This is a genomic window from Pseudomonas sp. BNK-15 (assembly GCF_047456105.1).
GTDB lineage: Bacteria > Pseudomonadota > Gammaproteobacteria > Pseudomonadales > Pseudomonadaceae > Aquipseudomonas > Aquipseudomonas putida_E.
In genome coordinates this window covers 3,323,301-3,342,183 of sequence record NZ_CP179898.1, presented here as the reverse complement: position 1 = coordinate 3,342,183, position 18,883 = coordinate 3,323,301, and the positions used below count along the sequence as shown (strand labels likewise).

General features: G+C 61.9%; 19 protein-coding genes. 10 read left to right on the top strand and 9 right to left on the bottom strand.

All coding sequences use genetic code 11. The annotated features are described in order from the left end of the window. Nucleotides 1-23 precede the first annotated feature (23 nt). On the bottom strand, nucleotides 24-761 hold the full coding sequence (locus tag ACMGF5_RS15275) for a hypothetical protein (RefSeq protein WP_115272954.1): 738 nt from the start codon (nucleotides 759-761) through the stop codon (nucleotides 24-26). A gap of 52 nt (nucleotides 762-813) precedes the next feature. After that, nucleotides 814-1,245 (bottom strand): hypothetical protein, encoded by a 432-nt coding sequence (locus tag ACMGF5_RS15270; RefSeq protein ID WP_148708292.1) that lies wholly within the window; start codon nucleotides 1,243-1,245, stop codon nucleotides 814-816. Nucleotides 1,246-1,458: 213 nt separating this feature from the next. Between ACMGF5_RS15270 and ACMGF5_RS15265 the strand changes: the two genes are divergently transcribed. Further along, nucleotides 1,459-1,626: a hypothetical protein gene (locus tag ACMGF5_RS15265; RefSeq protein ID WP_012313193.1), complete on the top strand. Its 168-nt coding sequence runs from the start codon at nucleotides 1,459-1,461 to the stop codon at nucleotides 1,624-1,626. Nucleotides 1,627-1,670: 44 nt separating this feature from the next. Then, nucleotides 1,671-3,827, top strand: coding sequence for a mechanosensitive ion channel family protein (locus ACMGF5_RS15260; protein WP_125924314.1), 2,157 nt, complete (start codon nucleotides 1,671-1,673; stop codon nucleotides 3,825-3,827). Nucleotides 3,828-3,842: 15 nt separating this feature from the next. On the opposite strand, the gene ACMGF5_RS15255 is transcribed toward ACMGF5_RS15260, so the two are convergent. Continuing rightward, nucleotides 3,843-4,556, bottom strand: coding sequence for a UTRA domain-containing protein (locus ACMGF5_RS15255; protein WP_046787411.1), 714 nt, complete (start codon nucleotides 4,554-4,556; stop codon nucleotides 3,843-3,845). 341 nt (nucleotides 4,557-4,897) lie between these two features. Here ACMGF5_RS15255 and ACMGF5_RS15250 point away from each other — a divergent pair, with 341 nt between their 5' ends. The 6 genes from ACMGF5_RS15250 to ACMGF5_RS15225 all read left to right on the top strand — a co-directional run bounded on the left by ACMGF5_RS15250 (nucleotide 4,898) and on the right by ACMGF5_RS15225 (nucleotide 10,168). Then, a complete protein-coding gene (locus tag ACMGF5_RS15250) occupies nucleotides 4,898-5,962 on the top strand; it encodes an ABC transporter substrate-binding protein (RefSeq protein WP_414156924.1) in 1,065 nt (354 codons plus the stop codon). 109 nt (nucleotides 5,963-6,071) lie between these two features. Then, a complete protein-coding gene (locus ACMGF5_RS15245; RefSeq protein ID WP_046787413.1) occupies nucleotides 6,072-6,878 on the top strand; it encodes an alkaline phosphatase family protein in 807 nt (268 codons plus the stop codon). Continuing rightward, on the top strand, nucleotides 6,875-7,714 hold the full coding sequence (locus ACMGF5_RS15240) for an ABC transporter permease (RefSeq protein WP_039602573.1): 840 nt from the start codon (nucleotides 6,875-6,877) through the stop codon (nucleotides 7,712-7,714). Before ACMGF5_RS15245 ends, ACMGF5_RS15240 begins: the two co-directional genes overlap by 4 nt. After that, nucleotides 7,704-8,510: an ABC transporter permease gene (locus ACMGF5_RS15235; protein ID WP_046787414.1), complete on the top strand. Its 807-nt coding sequence runs from the start codon at nucleotides 7,704-7,706 to the stop codon at nucleotides 8,508-8,510. The genes ACMGF5_RS15240 and ACMGF5_RS15235 overlap by 11 nt, the downstream gene beginning before the upstream one ends. 1 nt (nucleotide 8,511) lies before the next feature. Beyond that, nucleotides 8,512-9,501: an ABC transporter ATP-binding protein gene (locus tag ACMGF5_RS15230; RefSeq protein WP_119688425.1), complete on the top strand. Its 990-nt coding sequence runs from the start codon at nucleotides 8,512-8,514 to the stop codon at nucleotides 9,499-9,501. A gap of 13 nt (nucleotides 9,502-9,514) precedes the next feature. Further along, on the top strand, nucleotides 9,515-10,168 hold the full coding sequence (locus ACMGF5_RS15225; protein ID WP_012313185.1) for an HAD family hydrolase: 654 nt from the start codon (nucleotides 9,515-9,517) through the stop codon (nucleotides 10,166-10,168). Between the two features lie 100 nt (nucleotides 10,169-10,268). Here ACMGF5_RS15225 and ACMGF5_RS15220 read toward each other — a convergent pair whose 3' ends face one another. Continuing rightward, nucleotides 10,269-11,231 carry an NAD(P)H-quinone oxidoreductase gene (locus ACMGF5_RS15220; protein ID WP_046787416.1) on the bottom strand — a complete coding sequence of 321 codons (963 nt, stop codon included), beginning with the start codon at nucleotides 11,229-11,231 and terminating at the stop codon, nucleotides 10,269-10,271. A 142-nt stretch (nucleotides 11,232-11,373) separates the two neighbouring features. Between ACMGF5_RS15220 and ACMGF5_RS15215 the strand changes: the two genes are divergently transcribed. Beyond that, nucleotides 11,374-13,455 carry a carboxy terminal-processing peptidase gene (locus ACMGF5_RS15215; protein WP_012313183.1) on the top strand — a complete coding sequence of 694 codons (2,082 nt, stop codon included), beginning with the start codon at nucleotides 11,374-11,376 and terminating at the stop codon, nucleotides 13,453-13,455. A 111-nt stretch (nucleotides 13,456-13,566) separates the two neighbouring features. On the opposite strand, the gene ACMGF5_RS15210 is transcribed toward ACMGF5_RS15215, so the two are convergent. From ACMGF5_RS15210 to ACMGF5_RS15195, 4 genes are all read right to left on the bottom strand, one after another. Next, complete coding sequence (locus tag ACMGF5_RS15210; protein ID WP_012313182.1) at nucleotides 13,567-13,935, bottom strand: hypothetical protein; 369 nt, start codon at nucleotides 13,933-13,935, stop codon at nucleotides 13,567-13,569. After that, nucleotides 13,932-14,270 (bottom strand): helix-turn-helix domain-containing protein, encoded by a 339-nt coding sequence (locus tag ACMGF5_RS15205; protein WP_046787417.1) that lies wholly within the window; start codon nucleotides 14,268-14,270, stop codon nucleotides 13,932-13,934. The genes ACMGF5_RS15210 and ACMGF5_RS15205 overlap by 4 nt, the downstream gene beginning before the upstream one ends. 100 nt (nucleotides 14,271-14,370) lie before the next feature. After that, on the bottom strand, nucleotides 14,371-14,811 hold the full coding sequence (locus ACMGF5_RS15200; RefSeq protein ID WP_012313180.1) for a YkvA family protein: 441 nt from the start codon (nucleotides 14,809-14,811) through the stop codon (nucleotides 14,371-14,373). 279 nt (nucleotides 14,812-15,090) lie between these two features. Then, nucleotides 15,091-15,855, bottom strand: coding sequence for an FKBP-type peptidyl-prolyl cis-trans isomerase (locus ACMGF5_RS15195; protein WP_012313179.1), 765 nt, complete (start codon nucleotides 15,853-15,855; stop codon nucleotides 15,091-15,093). A 361-nt stretch (nucleotides 15,856-16,216) separates the two neighbouring features. Between ACMGF5_RS15195 and ACMGF5_RS15190 the strand changes: the two genes are divergently transcribed. Then, a complete protein-coding gene (locus ACMGF5_RS15190; protein ID WP_414156923.1) occupies nucleotides 16,217-17,539 on the top strand; it encodes a hypothetical protein in 1,323 nt (440 codons plus the stop codon). Between the two features lie 63 nt (nucleotides 17,540-17,602). On the opposite strand, the gene pcaQ is transcribed toward ACMGF5_RS15190, so the two are convergent. Further along, nucleotides 17,603-18,535, bottom strand: coding sequence for a pca operon transcription factor PcaQ (pcaQ, locus tag ACMGF5_RS15185; protein WP_414156922.1), 933 nt, complete (start codon nucleotides 18,533-18,535; stop codon nucleotides 17,603-17,605). Nucleotides 18,536-18,883 lie beyond the last annotated feature (348 nt).

Below are 18,883 nucleotides of genomic sequence, written 5' to 3'. Positions count from 1 at the left end.
TCAGTGGGGGCGGGCGTTGCCGACTAAGGCGCGGGGTTCAGCAGCGCTTCGAGGTCGAGGCGGCCTTCAGGGGCCCAGTTCATGTATTGCCAGAGGGAGAAGCCTTCGGGGAGGCTGCCAGATTCGCTTTGCGCACGAGCTAAAAGACCGGCTACCCGTTCACGTTCATCGGCTGGAAAATTGAGGCGTTCGACGTCGGTCAAGTTATCCAGATACTCAAGATATCCCTTGAACACGGGTCTTAGGTCGCCTGTGTTATAGGCATGGTCGCTGAGACGTGTGAAGAAAATATTGTCCAATGCTGTTTTTGCTCTAGCTGCCGCATAACGTTCCACTTCGGTATAACTGTTTTCATCCTGCTCGATTGCCACTAGATGAGCGCGGTCCAACCCCCAAAACGGGTTTTCCTCAAACTGAGTCTCCACCCCTGAGAGCTTTTCGATACCTACCAGATAATCCAGGGCTTGCCGGTGGCGTTCAGCCTGTTCAGGCGTGTAATTTTCTGGAGGCGGTTCATTCTTGAATTTTTCTTCTCCCCGTGTTCGATAGCTATAACTGATTCGATCCCCGAGCGACGGTGTTCCATAGATCCGTGCATGAAGTGCTCGAACCTCGTCCTTGTTTCTGGCGTCGTTAAGGGCCTCATCAGACAAACTCACCTTGCACCCTGGTTGTGCAGTACCCTCCTCCGACTTTGTGGGCGGTAGCAGAACGTTTTCCTGGCGTACGACAGGCGTGGCATTAACGCTGAAAATTTTCATGGGCGTTCCTCGGTGCTCATCGAGGGGCACCTTCACTGGCGCCCCGCGAGGTTCATTGAATAGTGAACCTCACCGTGTAGTGATAAGGCATTTGCGTTCCTATCCTTTCCATCTTCACCGTACAAGTTGCGCGCGATGACCCGATCGAAACAGCATCCTTTTTCCAGGTGGGTATATAGCGTGGTGGTGGCGCAGTATGCGATACGGAGAAACGACACTTTTTACTACCGGATGCGTACACAAAGCGCATGCCCGAAATTGAATCAGCAAAGCTTGTAACTAAAAACACTCTGTTCTGGCGGGCATTCACTTCACCCATGACCGGCTGTGACGTACCTGACATGTGCTCATAGGTGTAACTGGCTGCGGCACTTGTTTTATTATCGACAATCACCGTTGCCAAGTTATTCTCGGCATGGGCAGTAATGCTCAACCCTGCCACCGCCAACAACGATAAACTGTTGCGTACTGATTTTGCACTCATCGTCGAACCTTCTAAAAATCCCCACACACCGTGGTGAATCTTATATCGGCCAAGGGATGCATTCCTGTGTAGGAAACTGGTCTGATAGATGCGTAGGAAATATGAACCTTTAACCCCACCGATTAAACATTATGTGATACAAGTCATTCCGCTTCGCCAGCTAGCCACTATGCTTAAAGCATCCCCCCCGCACGTGCAGAAGGATCGCCCGTCATGTCCCCTTTCCTGTCCCTGTTCGTCCCCGTGTTCGGTTTCCTGATGCTGCTGACCATCGGCTTCAGCCTGCGTGAGCGCGACGTCGGTGTGCTGATGATGTGGATCGGCACCTTGGGCATCTTCGGCCTCACCTGCTGGAAGATCCTGGAGAAACTCCCCACATAAACCTCTACACTCGGCCAATCGTTTGACCTGAGGTAGATTTCCCGGTGCCAGCCCTCCTGCGTTGCCTTGCCCTGCTGCTGTTTCTGTTCATCTCCCCGGTACAGGCCGCCGGCCTGCCTGGCCTGCTTGGCTCCAGTGCGCCGGCCCAGCCAGAAGCCACCGAGCCTTTGGGCAAATCGCTGGACGAGGTGATCAAGAACCTGGAGAACGACCAGCAACGCGCCAAGCTGCTGGCCGACCTGAAGAAGCTGCGCGATGCCACCAAGCAGTCGCAACCCACCGTCGAGCAGGGCGTGCTGGGCCTGATCGGCGGTGCGCTGCATGATTTCGAGAAGCAGTTCAGCGGCGACGCCAGCCCGTTCCAGCGGTGGGCGCTGGAAATCGACCAGGCCCAGGCGGAGCTGGCTGAACTGGTGGTGCCCGTGCACCAGTGGCCGGCGATCCTGTTCGGCTTTGCCGCGATCATCGCCGTGTGGAGCCTGCTGGCCTATGCATTCAACTGGATCGGCCACCGGGTGCGTGTGCGCTTCGGCCTGACCGAGGAGTTGCCACAGCACCCGCGCACCTGGGACCTGGTGCGCTTCGCCCTGCGCAAGCTGGGGCCGTGGCTGGTGGCGCTGGTGTTCACGGTGTACCTGAGCTTTGCCCTGCCCTCCTCGCTCGGCAAGTCCATGGCCATGGTGCTGGCCTATGCGCTGGTGGTAGGCACCTGCTTTTCGGCCATCTGCGTGATCGCCTTCTCGCTGCTCGACGGCCCGCACCGCCACCGCGCGCTGCACATCCTGCGCCACCAGGCATTTCGGCCGCTGTGGCTGATCGGCAGCTTCGCCGCCTTTGGCGAAGCGATGAGCGACCCGCGCCTGACCGTCGCCCTTGGTACACACCTGGCGCACGCCCTGGCCACCCTGGCCAATGTGATCGCCGCGCTGTGCACCGGGCTGTTCATCCTGCGTTTCCGCCGCCCGATCGCCCACCTGATCCGCAACCAGCCACTGTCGCGGCGCCTGACCCGGCGCACCCTGAGCGACACCATCGAAATCCTTGGCAGCTTCTGGTACATACCGGCGATGATCCTGGTGGCGATCTCGCTGTTCGCCACCTTCGTGTCGGCCGGCGACACCAGCACCGCGCTGCGCCAGTCACTGATGTGCACGGTGCTGGTGGTGGTGTGCATGGTGCTCAATGGCCTGGTGCGCCGCCACGCCGCCAACCCCAAGCGCGCCAACAAGCGGCAAGCGGTATACACAGAGCGCCTGCGCAACTTCGGTTATGTGCTGGTGCACCTGTTCATCTGGCTGGTGTTCATCGAGCTGGGGCTGCGCGTTTGGGGCCAGTCGATGATCAGCTTCGCCGAAGGTGAGGGCCATGAAGTCAGCCTGCGCCTGCTGGGCCTGGCCGGCACGCTGATTGTCGCCTGGCTGGTGTGGATACTGGCCGACACGGCCGTGCACCACGCCCTGGTGCGTTCACGCCGGGGCCTGGCCAACGCCCGCGCGCAAACCATGATGCCGCTGATCCGCAACGTGATGTTCGTGGTGATTTTCATCATTGCGCTGATCGTCGCCCTGGCCAACATGGGCATGAACGTCACGCCGCTGCTGGCCGGTGCCGGGGTGATCGGCCTGGCCATCGGTTTTGGCGCGCAGTCGCTGGTGGCCGACCTGATCACGGGCCTGTTCATCATCATCGAAGACTCCCTGGCCATCGACGACTATGTCGATGTGGGTGGCCACCTGGGCACCGTTGAAGGCCTGACCATCCGCACCGTGCGCCTGCGCGACATCGATGGCATCGTGCACACCATCCCGTTCAGCGAGATCAAGAGCATCAAGAATTACTCGCGCGAGTTCGGCTATGCGATCTTCCGTGTGGCCATCCCGCACAGTATGAACATCGACCAGGCCATCACGCTGATCCGCGAAGTGGGGCAGAAACTGCGCAACGATCCACTGATGCGCCGCAATATCTGGTCACCCCTTGAGCTGCAAGGGGTGGAAAGTTTCGAGTCTGGTTCGGCGATTCTGCGGGCGCGCTTCAAGACCGCACCCATCAAGCAATGGGAAGTGTCGCGGGCGTTCAACCTGGCCTTGAAGCGCCAGCTGGATGCTGCCGGGCTGGACCTGGCGATGCCACGCTTGTCGGTACAGGTGGTGACGGCGGGTGGCGGCGCGATGGCAGAGGCCGGCGGGACCACCGATTAGGGTCGCCAGCAGCCGCTATCCGGCCTGGGCGCGGATGCGGATCGCATCATGGCGCCAATACTCAAGGTCACAGTCGATCAGGTGCCCATGCTGGTCACTGTTGACCCGGGTGATATGCAGCCCCGGGCTGCCGGTGGATACCTTCAAGGCTGCGGCCGCAGCCACGGGTAACGCCGTGGGCAGGATTTCAAAGCACACCTGCCCGTAGCGGATGCCGTAGACCCGCCCATAAATCTCGGTCAGCGACTGCGCCAGGTCATGTTCGAGGATGTCGGGGAAGTAACGCGGGTTGAGGTAATGCTCGGCATACAGCACCGCCCGCCCATCGATACGCCGCAACCGGCAGATGCGTATCACGCTGGATAGCGCCGGCAGGTGCAGACGCGCGCAAATGGCCGCCGATGCCGGCTGCAACCGGGCCGAAAGCAGTTCGGTACTGGCCACCCGCCCCTGGTCCCGCACCATCGCGTGAAAGTGGCTACGCTCGATCAGGTCGTAGGTCAGCCGCTCGGGGGCGACGAACCAGCCGCGCCGCTCTTCGCGGTAGATCAGCCCTTGGGCTTCCAGCTGCACCAAGGCCTCGCGCAGGGTGATACGCGTGGTATCGAACACCTCGCTGAGTTTGCGCTCGGCCGGCAGCTTGCCGCCCGGCGCCAGCAGGCCGTGCTCGATCTGCTCCTGCAAGGCATGGCAGATGGCTGTTACCGCACGCGGTGGCGTCGACTGCATCAAGGGTTACCTATCTGGACTAGTCCAGCCCCAGAACAGGGCACTTGGAGAATAGTGCAAGCCTAGGCAGGGCTGATGAACATGCTGTGACAAAGCAGCTGTACACACTTCATCAGAGCACTGCCAGATTCGGGCCAAGCCTTATGAATCGGGGCTTGCGATCTGGTCTACGCTGTATTCGCAGGAGGCGGCAGCACCTGGTTCAACCCTTCCCTTACATCAAATTGTCACGCAACCGGCCTACCTTGGCGCAAGGTTTGCTGACCTAGACCAAAGGTTAGCCAAGCAAGGCTTCACTCATAACAACGATCGCGCAAGGCACCCACCCAAAGGAGCTTCGGATGAAAAAGTTGTTCATGGCGTCACTGCTCGGCTCGGCCATGGCCCTGTGTACCTCGGCCATGGCCGCCGGCACCGACCTCAAGGCCCTGGAAGACGCTGCCCGCAAAGAAGGCACGATCAACAGCGTGGGCATGCCCGATGCCTGGGCCAACTGGAAAGGTACCTGGGAAGACCTGGCCAGCAAGTACGGCCTCAAGCACACCGACACCGACATGAGCTCGGCCCAGGAAATCGCCAAGTTCGATGCCGAGAAGGACAACGCCAGCGCCGATATCGGTGACGTCGGTGCCGCCTTCGGCCCGATTGCCGTGGCCAAGGGCGTGAGCCAGCCGTACAAACCGAGCACCTGGGACCAGGTACCGGGCTGGGCCAAGGACAAGAATGGTCACTGGGCGCTGGCCTATACCGGTACCATCGCCTTCATCATCAACAAGGACCTGGTGAAGGAAGAGGAACGCCCTAAAACCTGGCACGACCTGGAAAAAGGCAAGTACAAGGTCGCCATCGGCGATGTCAGTACTGCCGCCCAGGCCGCCAACGGCGTGCTGGCCGCAGCCATCGCCTACAAGGGCGATGAGAGCAACGTCGCCCCGGGCCTTCAGCTGTTCACCAAGCTGGCCCAACAGAAGCGCCTGTCGCTGGCCAACCCGACCATACAGACCCTGGAGAAAGGCGAGGTCGAAGTGGGCGTGGTGTGGGACTTCAACGGCCTGAGCTACCGCGACCAGATCGACCCGAAACGCTTCGAAGTGCTGATCCCCTCGGACGGGTCGGTCATCTCCGGCTACACCACCATCATCAACAAGTACGCCAAAAACCCCAATGCAGCCAAGCTTGCGCGTGAGTACATCTTCAGCGATGCCGGGCAGATCAACCTGGCCAAGGGGCATGCCCGGCCGATCCGCGCCGAGCACCTGAAACTGCCCGCGGACGTGCAGGCCAAGCTGCTGCCTAACGAGCAGTACGGCGCTGCGCAGCCGATCAAGAAACCCGAAGTGTGGGAAGCGACCTCGAAAAAGCTGCCGCAGATGTGGCAGGAGCAAGTCATCATCGAGATGGAATGAAGAAGCTGCAAGCTGCAAGCTGCAAGCTACAAGTGCAAGCAGGTGATCGACATGCCGGCTCGTTCTTGCAGCTTGTAGCTTGAAGCTTGCAGCTCCACTGGGAGCCACCATGCAACACAATGTCATCCTGGTCCTGCTCGACGGCCTCAACCACCAGGTGGCCCATCACGCCATGGGCCACCTGCACGCTTACGTCGAAGCCGACCGTGCCGCGCTGTACCGCGTGGAATGCGAGCTGCCGTCGCTGTCCCGGCCGCTGTACGAGTGCATCCTCACCGGCGTGGCGCCGATCGACAGCGGCATCGTGCACAACAACGTCAACCGCCTGTCCAACCAGCGCAGCGTGTTCCACTACGCCCGCGAGGCCAACCTGGGCACTGCGGCGGCGGCTTATCACTGGATGAGCGAGCTGTACAACCGCTCGCCCTTCGACCCGCAGCGCGACCGCCATACCCACGCGCCGAAGCTGCCGATCCAGCATGGCCTGTTCTATTGGGACGACCGCTACCCCGACTCGCACCTGCTGGCCGACGCCGAGTACCTGCGCCGCCGCCATGCGCCGAACTTTTTGCTGGTGCACCCGATGAGCATCGACGACACCGGCCACCGCCACGGCCTGGACAGCAGCCAGTACCGCAACGCTGCGCGCAGCGCCGACATCCTCTTGGCCGACTACCTGCCGCACTGGCTCGAAGAGGGCTACCAGGTACTGGTCACCGCCGACCACGGCATGAACAACGACCGCTCGCACAACGGCCTGCTGGCCGAAGAGCGCGAAGTGCCGCTGTTCGTGTTTGGCGACGCCTTCAGCCTCGACCCGGCCGCCAAGCCGCTGCAAACCGAGCTGTGTGGCACCATCTGCGAGTTGCTGGGCGTTGCCCACGACAAGACCGTCTGCCGGGAGCTGCTCAAGTGAATGCCGGCGCCCGCGGGCGCTACCTGGCCCTGCTCTGCCTGCTGCCGTTCGCTGTGTTCTTCGTCATCTTCCAGATCGCCCCGCTGGCCTGGGTGGCCATCAACAGCGTGCAGTCGGAAGCGGGCTGGGGGCTGGCCAACTTCAGCAAGGTGTTCGCCTCGAAGTTCTACCTGCAGGCACTGCAACGCAGCCTGGAAATCAGCTTCTGGTCGAGCCTGTTCGGCATCATCATCGCCACCCTCGGTGCTTACTCGCTGCGCCAGGTGGATTCGCGCCTGCGCGACTTCGTCAGCGCTTTCGCCAACATGACCAGCAATTTCGCCGGCGTGCCGCTGGCCTTCGCGTTCATCATCCTGCTTGGTTTCAACGGGGCGCTGACCCTGCTGCTCAAGCAGGTTGGCCTGCTGGAAGACTTCAGCATCTACTCCAAAAGCGGCCTGATCCTGGTCTACACCTACTTCCAGATCCCCCTGGGCGTATTGCTGCTCTACCCGGCCTTCGATGCCCTGCGCGAAGACTGGCGCGAATCGGCCGCGTTGCTGGGCGCCAGCCACTGGCAATACTGGCGGCACATCGGCCTGCCAGTGCTGACCCCGGCCCTGCTCGGTACCTTCGTCATTCTGCTGGCCAATGCCCTGGGCGCGTATGCCACGGTGTATGCGCTGACCACCGGCAACTTCAACGTGCTGCCAATCCGCATCGCCGGCCTGGTGGCCGGTGACATCAGCCTGGACCCCAACCTGGCCAGCGCGCTGGCCATGGTGCTGGTGGGCTTGATGACGGTGGTCACGGTCGTCCATCAATGGCTGCTGAAACGGAGCTACCATGCACGCTAACCGCTCAACCAGGCCCAGCGCCGGCAGCCTCTATCACCGCGCCGTGGTGTACCTGCTGTTTCTCATTCTGCTGCTACCACTGGCCGGCACCCTGCTCTACTCGCTGGCCACCAGCTGGTCAGCCAGCCTGCTGCCCAGCGGCCTGACCTTCAAGTGGTACGTGGCGCTGTGGGGCGAGCCACGCTTTCTGGCGGCCTTCGGCCAGTCGCTGCTGGTGTGCGTAGGCGCGCTGCTGCTGTCGGTGGTGCTGATCCTGCCACTGCTGTTCGTGGTGCACTACCACTTCCCCAGGCTCGACGCACTGATGAACATCCTCATCCTGCTACCGTTCGCGGTACCGCCGGTGGTGTCCTCGGTGGGCCTGCTGCAGCTGTACGGCAGCGGGCCGATGGCCATGGTCGGCACGCCGTGGATCCTGATCGGCTGCTACTTCACCATCGCCCTGCCGTTCATGTACCGGGCGATCACCAACAACTTGCAGGCGATCAACCTGCGCGACCTGATGGACGCCGCCCAACTGCTCGGCGCCAGCACCTGGCAGGCGGCGTTCCTGGTGGTGCTGCCCAACCTGCGCAAAGGCCTGATGGTGGCGCTGCTGCTGTCGTTCTCGTTCCTGTTCGGCGAATTCGTGTTCGCCAACCTGCTGGTCGGCACGCGCTACGAGACCCTGCAGGTGTACCTGAACAACATGCGCAACAGCAGCGGCCACTTCAACAGCGCGCTGGTGATCTCGTACTTCGCCTTCGTGCTGGTACTGACCTGGGTCGCCAACCGCCTGAACAAGGACAAGACCTGACATGAGCTTCGTCAGCGTACAGAAACTGCACAAACGCTATGGCGGCACCCCGGTGTTCGAAAACATCGACTGCCAGATCGAACGCGGCGAGTTCGTCACCCTGCTCGGCCCTTCCGGCTGCGGCAAGTCCACCTTGCTGCGCTGCATCGCCGGGCTGACCCCGGTGGACAGCGGGCAGATCCTGCTCGACGGCCAGGACATCGTGCCGCTGAGCCCGCAAAAGCGCGGCATCGGCATGGTATTCCAGAGCTATGCGCTGTTCCCCAACATGACCGTGGAGCAGAATGTCGCCTTTGGCCTGCGCATGCAGAAGGTCAAGGCCAGTGACACTCAGGTACGTGTGCGCGAGGCGCTGGAACTGGTGGAACTGGGCAGTTTTGCCGGGCGCTACCCGCACCAGCTGTCCGGTGGCCAGTGCCAGCGGGTGGCCCTGGCCCGCTCGCTGGTCACCCGGCCACGCCTGCTGCTGCTCGACGAGCCGCTGTCGGCGCTGGATGCGCGTATTCGCAAGCACCTGCGCGAGCAGATCCGCGCCATCCAGCGCGAACTGGGGCTGACCACCATCTTCGTTACCCATGACCAGGAAGAGGCGCTGACGATGTCTGATCGCATCTTCCTGATGAACCAGGGGCGCATCGTGCAGAGCGGCGACGCCGAAACCCTGTACACGGCCCCGGTGGACCTGTTTGCCGCCGGCTTCATCGGCAACTACAACCTGCTCGACCCGGACAGTGCCAGCCGCCTGCTGCAACGCCCGGTAGCCAGCCGCCTGGCGATTCGCCCCGAGTCGATCACCTTGAGCCGCGATGGCGAACTGGACGGCGAAGTGCGCAGCCACAGCCTGCTGGGCAATGTGATCCGCTACCGGGTACGGGTTCGTGACGTGGAGCTGGTGGTGGATGTGCTCAATCGCTCATCGGCCGACCTGCACGCGGACGGCCAGCGGGTATCCTTGTCGATCGACCCCACGGCGCTACGGGAAGTGGCCTAAGGAGATTCAACGCATGGCACTGGCAATTTTCGATCTGGACGAAACCCTGATCCATGGCGACTGCGCGTCGCTGTGGAGCGAGCAAATGGCGCGGCTGGGCTGGGTCGACGGCAAGGAGTTCCTGCGCCGCGACCATGCCCTGATGGAGGCCTACGGCAAAGGCCACCTGCAGATGGAAGAGTACATGGCCTTCAGCCTGGAGCCGATTGCCGGGCGTACGCTGGAAGAGGTCGAGCACCTGGTGGAACCATGGGTGGAGGATGTCATCGAGCCGATCATTTTCGGTGATGCCTGCCGCTGCATCGCCGAGCATCGCAAGCGTGGCGACCGCATCCTGATCATTTCCGCCTCGGGCACTCACCTGGTCGGGCCAATTGCGGCGCGGTTAGGGGTGGACGAGTACCTGGCGATCGAGCTTGAGGCTGTGAACGGGGTGTATACCGGGAAGACCCATGGGGTGCTGACTTACCGGGAGGGCAAAATCACCCGCTTGCTGGAGTGGCTGGACCAGGAGCAGGAAAACCTGGAGGGGGCGAGTTTCTATTCCGATTCGCGCAACGACCTGCCGTTATTGCTCAAGGTGGATCATCCGCATGTGGTGAACCCGGATGCGGTGTTGCGCGAGCATGCCGAAAAGAATGGCTGGCCGATACTGAGCTGGTCTTGAGGGCCATGGGGGCGCTTTGCGCCCCTTTCGCGACACAAGGCCGCTCCTACGGTAGGAGCGGCCTTGTGTCGCGATGGGCTGCAAGGCAGCCCCGGCAATCTCACGCCAGGCTAGCGTCGATCACCATCACCAGCTTACCCGACACCTGATTGCTCTCAAGCTCGGCATACGCTGCCTGGGCGAATTCGACCGGGTAGGTGTCCACCAGCTGTGGCGACAAGCGCTTTTCGGTGAACAGCGGCCACACCTGCTGCTGCAGCTCACGCAGCAGCTCGGCCTTGAACCCGTCATCACGGTTGCGCAAGGTGGAACCGGTGATTTCCAGGCGCTTGCCCAGCACCTGCGCCAGGTCCAGTTCAACCGTGCGCCCGCCCATCAGGCCGATGATCACCCAGCGCCCATCGCGTGCCAGCAGCTTGAGGTTGAGCTGCCCGTAACTGGCACCCACCGGGTCGAGAATCACGTCGAACGGGCCCATGCCCTCCAGCGCTTCCAGGTTTTCGTTGCGCACCACTCCGCCCGTCGCGCCCAGGGCCTGGCAGTACGCCAGGCGGTCCTGCGAGCCAACGCTGACGTACACCGGGTTGCCGAACGCCTTGCACAACTGAATGGCTGCGGAGCCGACACCGCTGGCACCGGCGTGTACCAGTACCTTCTCGCCGGCCTTCACCGCACCGAGCTGGAAAATGTTCAACCACGCGGTGGCGTAGACCTCGGGCAGCGCTGCTGCCTCGTGCAGGCTCAGGCCCTCGGGCACCGGCAGCACATGGCGGGCATCGACCACCACTTCCTCGGCCATGGCCCCGCTGGCCAGCAGCGCGCACACCCGGTCGCCTACCCGCCAGTCGGCGCCTGGCCCCACTTCTTCCACTACCCCGGCGCATTCCAGGCCCATGTACGGGCTGGCACCGGGTGGTGGCGGATAAAGGCCCTTCATCTGCAACAGATCGGCCCGGTTCAGGCCCGCCGCAGCCACGCGGATGCGTACCTGGCCGGCATCCAGGGCCGGGCGCTCGGCCTCGACCCACTCCACATGTCCGTCTTCGCCTTGCAATGCCTTCACAGTGCCTCCATAGTTGATTGACATGACTGAGCCTGGGGTATCCACGCCCCTGGCTTTTTGCAGTATTTGTCCGGCTCCATGGAACCGGCAACGGAAAAGACGGCCTACTATGCGTGATCAATTGCCTCCACGTCGAATCAGCATGAAGCATTTCCTCCCAAGCACCGCCCTGGCGCTGATGATCGGCCTGGGCAGCCTCACGCTCGGCGGCAATGCGGCGGCCGCCAACAAATGGGACAGCCTGCAGCCGGACCGTGACGAAATCGTCGCCAGCCTAAACGTGGTTGAGTTGCTCAAACGCCACCATTACAGCAAGCCGCCGCTCGATGACGCCCGCTCGGTGATCATCTACGACAGCTATATCAAGCTGCTCGACCCTGCGCGCAGCTACTTCACTGCGGCCGACATCGCCGAGTTCGACAAGTGGAAGAGGCAGTTCGACGACTTCCTCAAAAGCGGCAACCTCGACCCGGGCTTCACCATCTACAAGCGCTACCTGGACCGCGTCAAGCAACGCCTGGACTTCGCCCTGGCCGAGCTGAACAAGGGCGTCGACAAGATGGACTTCACCGCCAAGGAAACCTTGCTGATCGACCGCAAGGACGCCCCGTGGCTGAAGAACCAGGCCGAGCTGGACGACCTGTGGCGCAAGCGCGTCAAGGACGAGGTGCTGCGCCAGAAGATCGCCGGCAAAGAGCCCAAGCAGATTCAGGAAACCCTGACCAAGCGTTACAAGAACCAGCTGTCGCGCCTGGACCAGACCCGTGCCGAAGACATCTTCCAGGCCTACATCAATACCTTCGCCCAGTCCTACGACCCGCACACCAACTACCTGTCGCCTGACAACGCCGAAAACTTCGACATCAACATGAGCCTGTCGCTCGAAGGCATCGGCGCGGTGCTGCAGAGCGACAACGACCAGGTCAAGATCGTGCGCCTGGTGCCTGCAGGCCCTGCGGCCAAGACCAAGCAGGTGGCCCCGGCCGACAAGATCATCGGCGTCGCCCAGGGCAACAAGGAAATGGTCGACGTGGTCGGCTGGCGCCTGGACGAAGTGGTCAAGCTGATCCGTGGCCCGAAAGGCTCGGTTGTGCGCCTGGAGATCATCCCGGCCAGCAATGCCCCGAGCGACCAGACCAGCAAAGTGGTGTCGATCACCCGCGAGGCGGTCAAGCTTGAAGAGCAGGCGGCCAAGAAGTCGGTGCTCAAGCTCAAGCAGGCTGGCCGTGACTACAAGCTGGGCATCATTGAAATCCCGGCCTTCTACCTGGACTTCAAGGCTTACCGAGCCGGGGACCCGGAGTACAAGAGCACCACGCGCGACGTGAAAAAGCTGCTCACCGAACTGCAAAAGGAAAAAGTCGACGGCGTGGTCATCGACCTGCGCAACAACGGCGGCGGTTCCCTGCAAGAAGCCACCGAGCTGACCAGCCTGTTCATCGAGAAAGGCCCCACGGTGCTGGTTCGCAACAGCGATGGCCGGGTTGACGTGCTAGAAGACGAAAACCCAGGCGCCTTCTACAAAGGCCCCTTGGTGCTGCTGGTCAACCGCCTCTCGGCCTCGGCCTCGGAAATCTTCGCCGGCGCCATGCAGGATTACCACCGCGCCCTGATCATAGGCGGCCAGACCTTCGGCAAGGGCACCGTGCAAACCATCCAGCCGCTCAACCATGGCGAGCTGAAACTGACCCTGGCCAAGTTCTACCGGGTGTCCGGGCAGAGCACCCAGCATCAGGGCGTACTGCCGGACATCGACTACCCGTCGATCATCGACACCAAGGAAATCGGTGAAAGCGCCCTGCCCGAGGCCATGCCGTGGGACACCATCCGCCCGGTGGTCAAGCCGGCGGCCGACCCGTTCAAGCCCTTCCTGGCGCAGCTCAAGGCCCAGCATGAAGCGCGCAGCGACAAGGACGCGGAGTTCACCTATATCCGTGACCGCCTGGCACTGACCCAGAAGCTGATGAACGAGAAGACCGTCAGCCTCAACGAGCAGGACCGCCGTGCCCGCCACGATGAGATCGAGGCCAAACAGCTGGCGCTGGAAAACATCCGCCGCAAGGCCAAGGGTGAAGAGCCGCTGAAGGAACTGAAGAAAGAGGACGAGGACGCCCTGCCGACCGAGGATGAAAACACCAAGCCCGAAGACGACGCTTACCTGTCCGAGACCGGTCGCATCCTGATCGACTACCTGAGTGCCAGCACCAAGGTGGCCAAGCAGTAATCAGTCAGCGCTGATGTGAAACACAAGGGGCCGGACACGTAAGTGCCCGGCCCCTTGTGTTTTCGAAGTGTGGCGTTGGTGGAAGCTTGGCGGGGCAGGTCTATCGGCCTGTCAGGCAATCTCCGGGTAGGCGTACTCGAATACCCGCACAACTTCCGAAGCATGCCACGACGCAGCCTCCATGCCGTCGACCGGCCCGGAGAAGCGCCCAAGGCGCTCCACACATTCGAAGAAGCCGGTACGCGGCAGGCGGCTGGCGCCCTGGCTGATCACCAGCGAGCTGCGCAGCGGCTGCTCGGCACGGGCATCGAGCACCGCCAGGTATTCAAGCGCTGCGGTCAGCGTCTGCATGGCCGGGCTGGGCAATTGCAAACGCTCGATCAGCGCGCGGTAAGTCAGCAAATGCCGTTGACGGCGGGCCAGGTCAAGCTCATCCAGCAAGCTTTGCCAATGCTGACGGCTGATCCTGACCTGGCTCATGACGGCTCGCTCCAGCCCGCCACACCCAAGTGCCAGGCCAGGGCACGGCGGATCGCCGCATCCGGCTGGCGTTCACCCGACTCGATCATCGCCAGGTAGGCGGGGCTTACCCCCACATTTCGCGCCAATTGCTCTGGTGCGATGCCTTTGGCCTCACGCAGCTGCGCCACTTCGCTGAAGGCGGGCAAACTGGCGCTTGCCGCACTGTGATCGCTGGTTTCGCCAACCGCCTCGGCAGGCGCCTGGCCGGCCGCCTTGAGCAGCGCCTGATACTGCTCCCAGGGAACGACTGCGTACTCGGGCTGACCGTCCCGGCTAATGACCTGAATACCCATTACAACCCCCTTACGTAGGATTACCGCATGTAATCCGTAGGCATAACCCTTATGCCAATTATATTACCAAGCCCGGGGGTCTGTGGGGATCTGCTCGATTTCAGTGCGTTTTACGCTCCAGGCGCAAAGCTTCAGGGGTGTCGGGCAAGCGCTCGACCACGCGCAGGCGCTCGGGTGCCTGGCTGTCGCGCCAGGCCTTGAAACGCGCCAGCTCATCGGAGACGGTCTTCAGCACCCAGCCGAGCACGGCGATATCATCGAGAAAGCCTACGCCCAGCAGCCAGTCGGGGATGGCATCGATGGGGCTGACGAAGTACAGCAGGCCGGCGACGATGGTCACCAGTGCCTTGGGGCTGATCGCCCGGTACTCGCCACGCCACCAGGCAAGGCACAGCGACTGCAACAGCTTGATGTCTTCACGCAACTGGCCCAGGCGTGGCCCTTTGCGGGCCACGGCGAACAGCAAAGCCGGCAAGCGGCCACGGCTAAGCAGGCGCTCGGCCAAGGGCAGGAAGCGGGCGAAATTCCAGGGTGCGCTCATGTAGCCTCCAGCAGGGAGAGGTTATCCACATTTATTGTGGATAACCTTGTGAACAGGGCGAAGTTTCTGACGGCAGGTGCCTGTAAAGCAAGGGCCCCGGTCAGATCGGGCGTTTTTTACACAGTCGTTTCAGAACCGCAAACGATTTGCGTCAGAAGCCTCCTGCTTCTTCACACTGCCCTTTCTCGGACAATCTCCTGGCCACGAGGTTCGGCCCAATGCCTGATGCACAAACGACAACGCCCCGGCGAGCGGGGCGTTGTGCACTACCAGCCAGTATTACTTGGCAGGTGCTTCAGCCGGAGCTTCGGCAGGTGCCTGAGCTTCAGGCGCGTCGCCCTGCAGCTGGGCCGGGTCTTTGATGGCGATCAGTTCCAGGTCGAACACCAGGACCGAGTTGGCCGGGATCAGCGGGCTTGGGCTCTGTGCGCCATAGGCCAGCTCAGCCGGGATGAACAGTTTGTACTTCTCGCCAACGTGCATCAGTTGCAGGCCTTCGACCCAGCCTGGGATGACACCGCTGACCGGCAGGTCGATCGGGCTGCCACGCTCTACCGAGCTGTCGAACACCTTGCCATCGATCAGCTTGCCTTCGTAGTGGACAGTGACCACATCGGTCGGCTTGGGCTGCGGGCCGTCGGCCTTCTTGACCACTTCGTACTGCAGGCCCGAGGCGGTGGTGACCACACCTGGCTTCTTGGCATTTTCTTCGAGGAACTTCTTGCCGGCGGAGGCGGCTTCTTCGCTGGCCTTGGCCAGACGCTCCTCGGCGCGCTTCTGCAGCGAGGTGAAGGCTTCTACCAGCTCTTCGTCCTTGATGCGCTGTTCTTTCTTGCCAACGGCGTCTTCGATGCCGAGGGCGACGGCTTTGGAATCAAGGTCTTCCATGCCTTCCTGAGCCAGGCTCTTGCCCATGTTCAGGCCGATACCGTAGGAGGCTTTCTGTGCCGGAGTTTTCAGCTCGGGGCTGCTGGCCTGTTGATCACAGCCAGCCAGTACCAGGCCTACCAGGGCAACCGCAGCCGCCAAACGATGCTGTTTCATGCTATTTCCTTGTTCATGCGCCATGTGGGCAATCAGGGTAAAGCCGCGAGCTTATCAGGCGGCCATTACCAATGGCTACCGGCATAAGAGCGGGTTTCATGGAGTAAGTTCACTCGACAACGCGCTTGCACACAACCTTACGGGCGTTTGGCCAGTATTGACCATATGCACAGCGGGCGCCCCTGCAAAACTGGCTCTTCCAGCGACCAGCCCCGCCCTGGCATTTCTGCCAGTAGCGCCGGATTCGAGCCTGGCCTCCAATGGCCCTGCAACGCATCCAGCCGCATCTGAGTGAGCCGCGATGGCTGATAACGGCGTGAAGCCTTGATGCCCAGCGGTCACTCATCACCAAGGAAAAGTCATGAACACTTCACGAAAGCCTGCCCGCTCAACCCGCGTGCCCCCAACCTTGGCCCAAGCATCCATGCAGTTGCCACATGCTCCCATCGATGGTGCTTATGGCATCGATGGGATTGCCTACATCCTTGAAAAAAGCGCCGGGTCTCGTGCCGACAGCACTGCAATCATCAACAGCATGGTCACCGATGGACGCAGTTATGTAATCGGTGAAAGCTTCAACCCGAACACTGAGGACGCCAGGGTCTTCGTGGCTTGCCTGAAACAAAACGGAAAGCTGGATGGCAGCTTCAATGGCGATGGAATTTTCGATTTCAACAAGACTGCAAGCGCAGCCTATGAGGCACCCGAGAGCATCGCAGAAGATGATGCAGGTAATTTACTGATCGTTGTCCCGGTGCAGGGGGAGTCAGCCAGTCACCTTTGGAAACTGAATGCCGAAGGGCAACCGGATCTGACGTTTGGTGAGGGCAAGGGGTACGTTGCTACCCATGCATTGGTCAAGGAGGAACTGCTGCTGGAGCACCTGGCTTTGGCGAAAGACCATATTTTCGTCACAGGCTTGCGTCGCGGCCCACAGAAATTCGAACCGGTGGTGATCGGGCTGGACAGTGACGGCGCATTGCGCTTGGATTTTGGCGCTGATGGCATCCTCGATGTCAGCAAGCTGATTCCCGATACCCACTCACACATCATCGACGGCATTGCCAGTTTCACCCCCCCCTCAGGTTCGCAGCACCTTGTATTGGCCTTGTATCTGATGCAGGGGGAAGACGCGTATGGCGTCACCACAGCCTTGACCACCGACGGGAAAGTGGACAATGCCTTTGGCAACAATGGCCAGCACTGGTCCGCGCCATGGATCATCAATAACGGTTTTTCCGTAGACCCCGTCGCGGAACGAATCACTTTCTACGGGGAACTGTACGACCTCGATGAAGATATCAGCCACCCGACTGTTTACCGAATCGACTATTCGGGCATGCCGGCCAGAGAGTTCAACGGCGGCGAAGCGCTGGTGTTTGACCAACCGGGCGGTTGGTATGCGGGAGTAGAGACAGGCGATGGCCTGGTCGGCTACGGTAGTTTCTACACTTATACGCTTGCCTTTAGCTTGACCTCGGATGGCACGTTTGACACCCGCTTCGTCCCTCCCTTCGGTTATGGCCAGGTCGGCGCTCAAGTGCCAGAGGATGGCTTCTATGCATCGGGATCGACGGTCACGCTCGATCCAGGCAACAAGCGCTTGTTGATCAATGGCCGTGACGAAGAGGCGCGAGGTTCCACTGTTCCTTGTGTGGTCGCGGTGTCCTTGCGAACCGCTTGATAACAGTTGGGACGTACACCACACGAGCGTTTCTGGGCCAGGAACGCTCGGCTACAACGAAGCTTACGGGTACAACCGCTCGCGATATTGCCCCGCCACTTCCCGCAATACATCGCACACCCACTGCCCCGGCAGGCTCAGCGCCAAGGCGGCATTGCGGCAGATGCCCACCGACCCGCCTGGCTCCCGCACCCCCAGATCGAGCTCGGCCAACTCACCGCGGCGCAGGTCAAGCAGCACCGCATCACGCGGCGCCACCCATACGGCATCACTGCCCAGCAGGTAGCGGCGGCTCAAGGCCAGCGAAAGGGTCTCCAGGCGCTGCGCCGGCAGTTGAATGCCGCATTGCACGAACAGGCTGTCGGCGTGCTGGCGAATGGTAGTGCCCGGTGGTGGGAGCACCAGTGGATAACGGCCAACGCGTGATCGGTCTACCTGCATACTGGCCAGCAAGGGGTGCCCGGGACGCACGACCAAGGCCATCGACTCGCTGTACAGGTGTTCGAACGACAACCCCTGGATCTGTGGGCTGTCGGTCATGCGCCCGACCACCAGTTCCAGTTCGCCCAGGCGCAACTGGCCGAGCAACTGTGCACTGGCGCCGGTCACCACGCTGATCAGCAACGCTTCATGGCGTTGATGCAGGCGGCACAGCACCTCGGGCATCAGCTGGCCTTCGACCGTGGACAGCACGCCGATGCGCACCTGCGACGGCGCCCGCGCTTCACCGCGCAAGCTGCTCACGCCGTCGCGCAGGGCCTGTACGCTGGGCCCGGCGTAATGCATGAAGCGGGTGCCGGCCGGGGTCAGCTCGACGCCCTGGCGGCTGCGCTCGAACAGGCGCGTCTCGAGCAGGTCTTCAAGCTCCTTGAGGGTCTTGGAAATTGCCGGCTGGCTGATCGCCAGAATGTCGGCGGCCCTGGCCAGGCTGCCCTGCCGGGCAATCTCCAGGAAGCACAGCAGGTGGCGGTACTTGATGCGGGTGTCGAGGTTCATGCGCCAAGCTTACCGCATCGCCACCTGTGGCGTATCCGGGTCGCGCGGCTGGCGGCTGGCGGCTGGCGGCTTGCGGCTTGCGGCTTGCGGCTTTCAGATCGGGTGAATATCCATTCGCCATGGAGGCGCTGATTCACCTTTGCGCCCTTACGGCGGGTTACTTTGGTCGTGGCCAAAGTAACCAAAACCGTCGGCTCCCATCATCCGGCCCCTACGCTGCGCTCCGGGGTTCCCTCGCTCCGGCCTTGCTCCCGGGAGGACCGCGCTGACGGCCCATCCATGGGCCGCAGCGCTTGACGGGCATCCATGCCCGTCACCTCCCTTCGCAAGACCTGCGCTCGGCCTCCT